At 55.2% G+C, this 2,082-nt stretch carries 2 protein-coding genes; both read right to left on the bottom strand.

Annotated features, from left to right (window positions below; all coding sequences use genetic code 11):
• The gene (locus B0G75_RS39940; protein WP_106286492.1) at window positions 1–1,221 is read right to left on the bottom strand and encodes an LLM class flavin-dependent oxidoreductase; all 1,221 of its coding nucleotides are present in this window, start codon (window positions 1,219–1,221) and stop codon (window positions 1–3) included.
• The gene (locus B0G75_RS39935) at window positions 1,218–2,012 is read right to left on the bottom strand and encodes an alpha/beta fold hydrolase (RefSeq protein WP_106314953.1); all 795 of its coding nucleotides are present in this window, start codon (window positions 2,010–2,012) and stop codon (window positions 1,218–1,220) included. Before B0G75_RS39935 ends, B0G75_RS39940 begins: the two co-directional genes overlap by 4 nt.
• Window positions 2,013–2,082 lie beyond the last annotated feature (70 nt).

The following is a 2,082-nucleotide window of genomic DNA, read 5'->3' as shown; positions in this document are numbered from 1 at the left end:
TTACCTGACGAACCCCTCAGTTTGAGGAAGCAGATCGCTGGCATTTGCGTGGACGCCCGACAGAGTCTGGCTGCCAGGTAGTGCGTTTATCAGCGCAGGCATCACTTCCCGGGCAAACATCTCGGTGTTTTTGCGTGTCAGGTCAGCAGGCATCGTGCCGTATTGCAGACCGGCGCCAACGATATTGAAGCCTCCCTTGCTTTGGAAGTCCGCCAATTTGTCGATCACCGTCTGAGGTGAACCGCAGATGAAGGTGCCGAGCGAGATCATTTCCTCCATGGTCCTCTCGCGCGAGACATTCGTTTTTTCGCGCATCAGATTCTTGAAGGCCGTCATTGATGTATAGCCAGGCGGCAGCAGCATTTCCATCGACATCCTCTGGAAACGGTTTGCGAATGCCTCGATGTGCGGCTTGGCTTCGCGCTGCGCAATCGCATCGGTCTCTCCGACATAGATCTTGACGTTCCATGCCAGATGGTTCGGTGTAGCCTGCCAGCCCTGGCGTTCGGCTTCGTCGCGGTACGCCTGCATGTACTTGAACAATACGGCCGCAGGCGCGGCAGTCTGCAAATATGTGTATCGATGATTGGCCGCCGCGGCGAATTCAATGGTCTCTTTGGAGCCTTGAGACGGAATGAAAACCGGGGGATGCGGCTTGGCATACGGCCGGGGCCAAAGATTTACATAGGGAAATTTATAGTATTTCCCATTAAACGAAAATGGGCCGGGCCGCGTCCATGCCTGCATAATCAGGTCATGGGCTTCATGGAAGCGCGCATGACTCTCAGTCGGATTCATGGCCAAAGCGTGATACTCGGCGCCGATGCCGCGCACGAAGCCGGCAATCAGTCGGCCTCGCGTAAGGTTGTCGAGAATTGCGTACTCTTCGGCCACCTGCAACGGATTGCTCAGCACTGGCAAAGCTCGTCCAAGAATCGCGATCTTCGTGTTGCCCTTGAGCTTACGCGCAAGCGTACCGGCCAGCACATTCGGTGACGGCATCATCCCATACGCAGTCTGATGATGTTCGTTCAACCCGAGAAATTCAAACCCCAGATCGGCAGCGTATTCGTACTCGTCCAGATAGCGGTGATACAGGGCCGCGCCCTTTTCAGGGTCGTAGTACGAGTTCGGCAGGGTCAACCATGAGGACTTGTGTTTCTCGACGTAGTCAAGATCCAGGTCGGCATAGGGCATCAGATGGAAAAAGCCAAATCTCATGATTGAACTCCCCGCGTAAATTGCTCAAATACGATGCTGAATCGTTCGGCTTCTTCAACTTGAGGCAGGTGCCCGGAGTTCTCGAAGATCGTGAGTTCGGAATTGGGAAACAACTTTGCGAGCCGCTCGCCATACGTCACTGGGAAAAGTGCGTCATGACGCCCCCAGCCGATCAGCGTCGGGATGTCGACGGTCGGCAGCCACTTTTCGAGATGCGGATCGTGAAAGCGAGGAGTCCAACCCAGCCGGGCGGAGATGTGCCGATTGCGCAAAAATCTATCCATTTGCTCGTCGGTCTGCGGTGTCGCAAGAATAACGTCGGCGCGAGACTGATCGACGAACAGCGTGCGGACCAATTCCTCGTTGGTCATCAGGAACTGATCGGGAAGATCGGTGCCATCGAGGTAAATGCCCGTAGTGCCAACCAAAGTCAACGAGCGCAAACGTTCAGTAGAGCGCACCGCCATTTCCATGGCGATCCAGCCGCCAAGCGACGATCCGATGACATGGACATCTCGAAGGTCGAGCGCCTTGATCAACTGAAGATAGAAGTAGGCCATGTCATGGATGTTGTCGATCCAGTCTGGCGAACTGCTGTGACCCATGCCCGGATGATCCGGGGCGACGACGTCGAAGTTTGCTGCGAGCCGTTGAAGGATCGTGGTCCACTCGCTACCGCCTCGATCGCCGTGGAGGTACAACACGGTCGGGCCTTTACCGCTTCGCTGCACGTACGTGTCACAACCGCACACGGTCGTTCTCAATTCCTCAGGCTCCTGCTGCTCGATCATGATTAAGCCCTTTCCTTGTTTGAGCATCTTTGTCAAAACGTACCGAAGAATTCATCTTCGAGTCCGATAA

The organism is Paraburkholderia sp. BL18I3N2, assembly GCF_003001875.1.
GTDB lineage: Bacteria > Pseudomonadota > Gammaproteobacteria > Burkholderiales > Burkholderiaceae > Paraburkholderia > Paraburkholderia phytofirmans.
The sequence above is the reverse complement of the archived record's forward strand: the minus strand, read 5'-3'. Positions and strand labels throughout refer to the sequence as shown.

Coding starts and splice junctions, on each gene's coding strand:
- B0G75_RS39940 (WP_106286492.1), bottom strand. CDS start 1,221: ATGAGATTTGGCTTTTTCCATCTGATGCCCTATGCCGACCTGGATCTT.
- B0G75_RS39935 (WP_106314953.1), bottom strand. CDS start 2,012: ATGATCGAGCAGCAGGAGCCTGAGGAATTGAGAACGACCGTGTGCGGT.